Consider the following 7,334-nt stretch of genomic DNA (forward strand, 5'->3'; position numbering starts at 1 on the left):
GTACGCGGCACCGATGCCACTCTTCCCTCACCCGCCGCACAACTTCCCAGCAGCCCCCCACCGAAGGAGCTTGTGTGTCCTCCATCTACGCGCGTCACCGTCGCACGACGCTGGCCATCGCCACCACCGTCGCCGCCGGAGCCCTGCTCACCACAGGGCTGACCGCCGTCAGTGCCTCCGCCCAGTCCCCCGCGGACAGCACCGGAAGCGCGAAGCCCCTCGCCGCCCCCACCTCGCTCGCCCCGGCCGCGCGCACCGCGCTCATCCAGCAGCAGCAGGACACCGCGGCCGACACCGCCCAGGAGATAGGCCTCGGCGCCAAGGAGAAGCTGGTCGTCAGAGACGTCGTCAAGGACGCCGACGGCACGGTCCACACCCGCTACGAGCGCACCTACGCGGGCCTGCCCGTCCTCGGCGGCGACCTGGTCGTCCACGAGTCGAAGGCCGGAGCCACCCAGGGCGTCACCAAGGCGACGAAGACCACCATCAAGGTCGCCTCGCTCAAGCCCGCGATCGCCGCCACCAAGGCGGAGAAGCAGGCCGTGACCGCCGCCGAGTCGGCCGGCTCGGAGAAGACCGAGGCCGACGCCGCGCCCCGCAAGGTGATCTGGGCGGGCAACGGCAGCAAGCCGACCCTCGCCTACGAGACGGTCGTCGGCGGCCTCCAGGAGGACGGCACCCCGAACCAGCTGCACGTCATCACCGACGCCGCCACCGGCAAGAAGCTCTTCGAGTACCAGGGCATCGAGACCGGCTCCGGCAAGAGCCTGTACTCCGGCACCGTCACCCTCGGCACCTACCTGTCGGGCTCGACGTACCAGCTGTACGACACCTCTCGCGGCGGCCACAAGACGTACAACAAGGCGCACGGCACCAGCTCCTCGGCGGGCACCCTGTTCACCGACGCCGACGACACCTGGGGCACCGGCGTCGCCTCCAGCTCGACCACCGACCAGACCGCGGCCGTCGACGCCGCCTACGGCGCGCAGACGACCTGGGACTTCTACAAGAGCACCTTCGGCCGCAGCGGCATCAAGAACGACGGCAAGGCCGCCTACTCCCGCGTCCACTACGGCAACGCGTACGTCAACGCGTTCTGGGACGACAGCTGCTTCTGCATGACGTACGGCGACGGCGAGAGCAACACCCACCCGCTGACGTCGCTGGACGTGGCCGGCCACGAGATGACGCACGGTGTCACGTCGAACACGGCGGGCCTGAACTACAGCGGGGAGTCCGGCGGCCTGAACGAGGCCACGTCCGACATCTTCGGCACGGCGGTCGAGTTCTACGCGGCGAACTCCAACGACGTCGGTGACTACCTCATCGGCGAGGAGATCGACATCAACGGCGACGGCAGCCCGCTGCGCTACATGGACCAGCCCAGCAAGGACGGCGGCTCGGCCAACTACTGGTCGTCCACGCTGAAGAACCTGGACGTCCACTACTCGTCCGGCCCGGCGAACCACTTCTTCTACCTGCTCAGCGAGGGCAGCGGCAGCAAGACCATCAACGGGGTCGCCTACAACTCCCCGACCTCCAACGGCTCCACCCTCACCGGCATCGGACGCGCCAAGGCCGTCCAGATCTGGTACAAGGCGCTGACCGAGTACTTCACGTCGACCACCACCTACGCGGGCGCCCGCACCGGCACCCTGAGCGCGGCGGCGGCCCTGTACGGCTCCACCAGCACCGAGTACAAGGCCGTCGCGGCGGCCTGGTCGGCGGTCAACGTCGCCTGACGTTTCACCGGTCGAGACGGGCGGCCCCCGGGACGAAGGCATCCCCGGGGGCCGCCCTACTCTTGGGCACCATGCCCTTGACGGACTTCACGTACGACCACGTCGGCTCCACCCGGCAGGACGGCTTCTGCCCGCCCGGCTTCCACCCCCTGCACGTGCGCGCACGTATCGGCGAGGGCCAGGAGGTCTTCAGCAGAGCCTCCGAGGCGGTCCTCACCTGGGAGATGCACCGCGAGCTGGGCGTCGGCATCGACGCCGGCGCGGACCGCGCCGCCCCCGAGGTCGACGTCACCGTCACCCTCGCCGGGCTGATAAAGGCCCCCTGCCGCGTGGTCTGGACGGTCGAGGAGCCCCGCCGCGCCGGCTGGGCGTACGGCACGCTGACCGGTCACCCCGAGTGCGGCGAGGAGTCCTTCGTCGTGGACCGCACCGGCGACGGCACGGTCTGGCTGACGATCTCCGCGTTCAGCCGGGGCGCCAAGTGGTACGCCCGCGCCGGCGGCCCGGCGACGCGCGGGCTGCAGCACGCGTACGCGAAGCGGTGCGGCGCGGTGCTGCGACGGCTGTGCGCCCCGGTCGAGAAGATCTGAGCGGGCTCACCGCAGCACCACCCCCGCGGCCTCCACCACCTCCTGTGACGGCAGCGCCACGAGCCCCGGCTCCGCACCGGACGCCAGCAGCCGGTGCGCGGGCAGGACGCGGACCGTGTAGCCGTAGGGGCCCGTCCGGTCCAGGGACAGCGGACCCTCGTACACCCACCGGCCCTCCGGATCCGGGCTGCCCGCCGGTTTCAGCGGGACGGTCGTGGCGTCGGTGATCCGGTCCTCCTCGTCGACCCGGCCGGAGACCGCCTGCACCTCGACGTCCTCCGGGGCGAGCCCGCCGAGGCCGACGCGGACCCGCAGACCGAGGGTCGTGCCGAGTTCGGCGGTGGCGGTGGCCGCGGTCGTCTCGACGTGGCCGACGGTCACCCCGTGCCAGGCGGAGCGCAGCTTGGACTTCCACTGAGCCAGTTCGCGGGCGGCGTCGGGGGCCATCGCGCGGTGGGCGTGGGCGGCCGGGGCGTAGAGCCGCTCGACGTACTCGCGGACCATGCGCCCGGCCAGCACCTTCGGGCCGAGCAGGGTGAGGGTCTGGCGGACCATCTCGATCCAGCGGTCGGGCAGCCCGCCCTGGCCGCGCTCGTAGAAGCGCGGGGTGACCCGCTGTTCGAGAAGGTCGTAGAGCGCGTCGGCCTCTATGTCGTCGCGCCGGTCGGGATCGGTGCCGACGCCGTCGGCGGTGGGGACCGCCCAGCCGAAGTCGGGCTGGAACCACTCGTCCCACCAGCCGTCCAGCACGGAGAGATTGAGGCAGCCGTTGAGCGCGGCCTTCATTCCGGACGTGCCGCACGCCTCCAGCGGCCGGAGCGGGTTGTTCAGCCAGATGTCGCAGCCCGGGTAGAGCTTCTGCGCCATCGCCATCCCGTAGTCGGGCAGGAACACGATCCGGTGCCGCACCCGCGGATCGTCCGAGAACCGCACCAGCTCCTGCACCAGCCGCTTGCCCCCGTCGTCCGCCGGGTGCGCCTTGCCCGCGACCACGATCTGGATCGGCCGCTCCGGGTGCAGCAGCAGGTCCATCAGCCGGTCGCGGTCGCGCAGCATCAGCGTCAGTCGCTTGTACGACGGGACGCGCCGCGCGAACCCGATGGTGAGGACGTCCGGGTCGAGCACCCCGTCGATCCAGCCCAGCTCGGCCGTACCCGCGCCGCGCTGCCGCCAGGACGCGCGCAGCCGCTCCCGCACCTCCGTCACCAGCTGCTCGCGCAGGCTGCGGCGCAGCTCCCAGATGTCCTGGTCGGCGATGTCCGCGACCGCGTCCCAGCGTTCCGAGCCGCCGACGGTCATGGCGTCCTCGGTGCGCTGGGCGCCGACCTGCCGGGCGCCGAGCCGGAACACCTCCGGGGCGACCCAGGTCGGGGCGTGCACGCCGTTGGTCACGGAGGTGATCGGCACCTCCTCGGGGTCGAATCCCGGCCAGAGCCCGGAGAACATCTCCCGGCTGACCTTGCCGTGCAGCAGGGAGACGCCGTTGGCGCGCTGGGCGAGGCGCAAGCCCATCACGGCCATGTTGAAGAGGTTGGGTTCACCGCCTGGATAGGTCTCCATGCCCAGTTGCAGGACGCGCCCGACGTCGATGCGCGGGAGTTCCGCGTCGGGGCCGAAGTGGCGGGCGACCAGCTCGCGGTCGAAGCGGTCGATGCCGGCCGGGACGGGGGTGTGCGTGGTGAAGACGGTCCCGGCCCGGACCGCTTCGAGAGCGGAGTCGAAGTCGAGGCCTTCCGCGCACAGTTCGGCGATCCGCTCCAGCCCGAGGAGGCCGGCGTGGCCCTCGTTGGTGTGGAAGACCTCGGGCTCGGCGTGACCGGTGAGGCGGCAGTACGTCCGTACGGCCCGCACTCCTCCTATGCCGAGCAGCATCTCCTGCAACAGCCGGTGCTCGCTGCCGCCGCCGTAGAGCCGGTCGGTCACCCCGCGTTCGCCGAGGTCGTTCTCCTCGACGTCCGAGTCCAGCATCAGCAGGGGGACCCGGCCGACCTGGGCCAGCCAGATCCGGGCGTGCAGCTGCCTGCCGCCGGGCAGCGCGAGGGAGACCTGGGCGGGGCTGCCGTCGGGCTCCCGGAGCTGGGCGACGGGCAGCTCATTGGGGTCGAGGACCGGGTAGTGCTCCTGCTGCCAGCCGTCCCGGGACAGGGACTGCCGGAAGTAGCCGTGCCGGTAGAGCAGCCCGACACCGATCAGGGGTACGCCGAGGTCGCTGGCCGCCTTCAGATGGTCGCCGGCGAGGATGCCGAGGCCGCCGGAGTACTGGGGCAGGGCGGCCGTGACGCCGAACTCGGGTGAGAAGTAGGCGACGGCGGCCGGCAGGTCCGCCGTCTGGGTCTGGTACCAGCGGGCGCCGGTGACGTAGTCGTGCAGATCGTCGGCGACCGCGGTGAGCCGGCGCAGGAAGCGGCGGTCCTCGGCGAGCTCGGCGAGCCGACCGGGCCGCACGCTGCCGAGCAGCCGTACCGGGTCACCGCCCGAGGCGGACCAGCGCTCGGGGTCGACGGACTGGAAGAGATCGCGGGTCTCCGCGTGCCAGGACCAGCGCAGATTGCGCGCTAGGTCGCTCAGTGGCCGCAGGGGGTCGGGGAGCACGGGTCGGACGGTGAATCGACGGATCGCCTTCACATTCCACCTCGAACGAGCGTGAGGAAGAGGACGCACGGCGGTGTGCGTCCCGTCGTCAGCTTCGACGGTATCGGGCACGAGGCCTTCGTAACCACGGCGCCTTCCCGCGGGCACGGTTCCTGCCGCACCCTACGACCCCCTCACCCGATTTGGCCGATTCCGCCCCCGTAGGCGTCCTTGTCGTACTTCACACCGCACGAGAGGCTGCCAAGTGGCGTACCGGCCGGAGGTGCCGCGCAGGCGGTGCACCCCGGCTGTCGTACGCCGAGTCGAGGAGGGGGTACAAAGCCATGGCACGGACGCGAACACGGCGTCTGCGCCGGGCGGGGGGTCTGACCGCGGTGACCTGCGCCGCGGCGCTTTCGGCCATCACCCTGCCCGCGCACGCCGTACCGGAGGGGCGGATACTCGGCGCCGGACAACCCGGTTCCGTCGGCGGAAGTTACCTGGTGACACTCGAGGGGGGAACGAAGGCCGCGTCGGTGGCCGGAAAAAGCCTCGCTAAAAAATACGGGGCGACAATCAGCCATACCTACGGAACGGTGCTGAACGGCTACGCCGTCAGGGCGAACGAGAGACAGGCCGGGCTGCTCGCGGCCGACCCGCACGTCGCCTCGGTCGTCCAGGACACCCGGGTGACCCTGGACCACGTCCAGAAGAACCCGCCGTCCTGGGGCCTGGACCGCATCGACCGGCCGAACCTGCCGCTCGACAAGAGCTACACCTGGCCGGAGTCCGCGGGGGCGGGCGTCACGGTCTACGTGATCGACACCGGCATCCGGATCGGCCACCGGGACTTCGGCGGCCGGGCGAGTCACGGCTGGGACTTCGTCGGCCGCGACAGCAGCGCGGGCGACGGCAACGGCCACGGCACCCATGTCGCCGGCACCGTCGCCGGCACCAAGTACGGCGTCGCCAAGAAGGCCGAGGTGGTGGCCGTGCGCGTCCTCGACAACGCGGGGGCGGGCACAACAGCCCAGGTCATCGCGGGCATCGACTGGGTCACCAGGAACGCGAGGAAGCCCGCCGTCGCCAACCTCAGCCTGGGCGGCCTGCACAACGCCCAACTGGACGCCGCCGTACGCACCTCCATCGCGTCCGGCGTAACGTACACGGTCGCCGCGGGCAACGACGGCATGCCGGCGTCGCTCTACTCGCCCGCGGGCGTACGGCAGGCGATCACGGTCGGCGCGACCGACCGGAAGGACGCCAGGGCGAGCTTCTCGAACCACGGCTCGGCCCTGGACATGTTCGCGCCAGGTGTGTCGATCACGTCGGCATCCATCGCGAGCAACACCGCGGCGGCCACCGCCTCCGGTACGTCGATGGCGTCGCCGCACGCGGCGGGCGCGGCCGCGCTCTATCTCGCGGATCACCGGAAAGCCACTCCGGCCCAGGTCGGCAAGGCACTGGTCGCCCGGGCGGCATCCGGGAAAATATCCGGACGAGGCCTCGGATCACCGAACAAACTGCTCCAGATACCGCGCTGACCGGGATCGATTCCCGTACCGGCCCCGTTCGGCCTGAACGGGGCCGGTCTTGTGTGCAGACATACGCGTGAGTAGTTAACAAAGTGCCGGATTGCTCACCCGAATAGGGTGGGAAGGCTCCCCCGGTACGCCCCTCAGGAAGACCACAGGGTTACCACGCAGGACCCACCTCCCCACAGCCATCCGCCCACCCACGTTGACGCGGACAGGAGCGGTCATGCCCGCCACGCACCACTCGTCAGCACCCCCGACACCGAGCACCGAAGAAGTTCCCGTGCGCCCGGTCGACGACGGTCCGCCGACCCCGGAGCCCCCCTCCGCGGGCGACACCACCGGTATCGGACGCATACCCGTCCTCGACGTCCGCCCGGTCGTCCGGCGCGGACGCAGGCCCGCCAAGGCCGTGACCGGCGAGACCTTCGAGATCTCGGCCACCGTTTTCCGCGAGGGGCACGATGCCGTCGCCGCCAACGTCGTGCTGAAGGATCCGGAAGGCCGCCCGGGCCCCTGGACGCCGATGCGCGAACTGACGCCCGGCACCGACCGCTGGGGCGCCGAGGTCACCCCCGGCGCCCCGGGCCACTGGACGTACACCGTGGAGGCGTGGGGCGACCCCGTCACCACCTGGCGGCACCACGCCCACATCAAGATCCCTGCGGGTATGGACACGGAACTCGTCCTGGAGGAGGGCGCCCGGCTGTACGAACGGGCAGCCGCCGGCGTCCCCAAGAAGGGCAAGCGCCAGGTCCTCCTCGCGGCCGTGGAGACCCTGCGCGACGACACCCGCCCCGCCGCGACGCGCCTCGCGGCGGCGTTGACGCCGGAGGTGGACGCGGTCCTCTCGCGGTATCCGCTGAGGGAGTTCGTGACCGCGTCGGAGACGCTGC

5 protein-coding genes are annotated in these 7,334 nt (G+C 71.3%); 4 read left to right on the forward strand and 1 reads right to left on the reverse strand.

Going from position 1 to position 7,334, the window contains the following annotated elements; genetic code table 11:
* The first annotated feature begins 74 nt into the window (after positions 1 to 74).
* Both ACFWWR_RS09130 and ACFWWR_RS09135 read left to right on the forward strand, forming a co-directional pair.
* A complete protein-coding gene (locus tag ACFWWR_RS09130; protein ID WP_383876665.1) occupies positions 75 to 1,742 on the forward strand; it encodes a M4 family metallopeptidase in 1,668 nt (555 codons plus the stop codon).
* Positions 1,743 to 1,813: 71 nt separating this feature from the next.
* Positions 1,814 to 2,332 carry a DUF1990 family protein gene (locus tag ACFWWR_RS09135; RefSeq protein WP_383876663.1) on the forward strand — a complete coding sequence of 173 codons (519 nt, stop codon included), beginning with the start codon at positions 1,814 to 1,816 and terminating at the stop codon, positions 2,330 to 2,332.
* A 6-nt stretch (positions 2,333 to 2,338) separates the two neighbouring features.
* Here the strand turns inward: ACFWWR_RS09135 and ACFWWR_RS09140 are convergent, their stop codons facing one another.
* Positions 2,339 to 4,957 carry a glycosyltransferase family 1 protein gene (locus ACFWWR_RS09140; RefSeq protein WP_383876660.1) on the reverse strand — a complete coding sequence of 873 codons (2,619 nt, stop codon included), beginning with the start codon at positions 4,955 to 4,957 and terminating at the stop codon, positions 2,339 to 2,341.
* A gap of 290 nt (positions 4,958 to 5,247) precedes the next feature.
* Between ACFWWR_RS09140 and ACFWWR_RS09145 the strand changes: the two genes are divergently transcribed.
* Both ACFWWR_RS09145 and ACFWWR_RS09150 read left to right on the forward strand, forming a co-directional pair.
* Positions 5,248 to 6,447, forward strand: a complete 1,200-nt coding sequence (locus tag ACFWWR_RS09145; protein WP_383876658.1) for a S8 family peptidase — start codon at positions 5,248 to 5,250, stop codon at positions 6,445 to 6,447.
* 217 nt (positions 6,448 to 6,664) lie between these two features.
* Positions 6,665 to 7,334, forward strand: a 670-nt coding sequence (locus tag ACFWWR_RS09150) for a maltotransferase domain-containing protein (protein ID WP_384302621.1), incomplete at its 3' end; no start/stop codon positions are given.

It is taken from the genome of Streptomyces sp. NPDC058678 (genome assembly GCF_042714835.1).
Classification (GTDB): domain Bacteria; phylum Actinomycetota; class Actinomycetes; order Streptomycetales; family Streptomycetaceae; genus Streptomyces.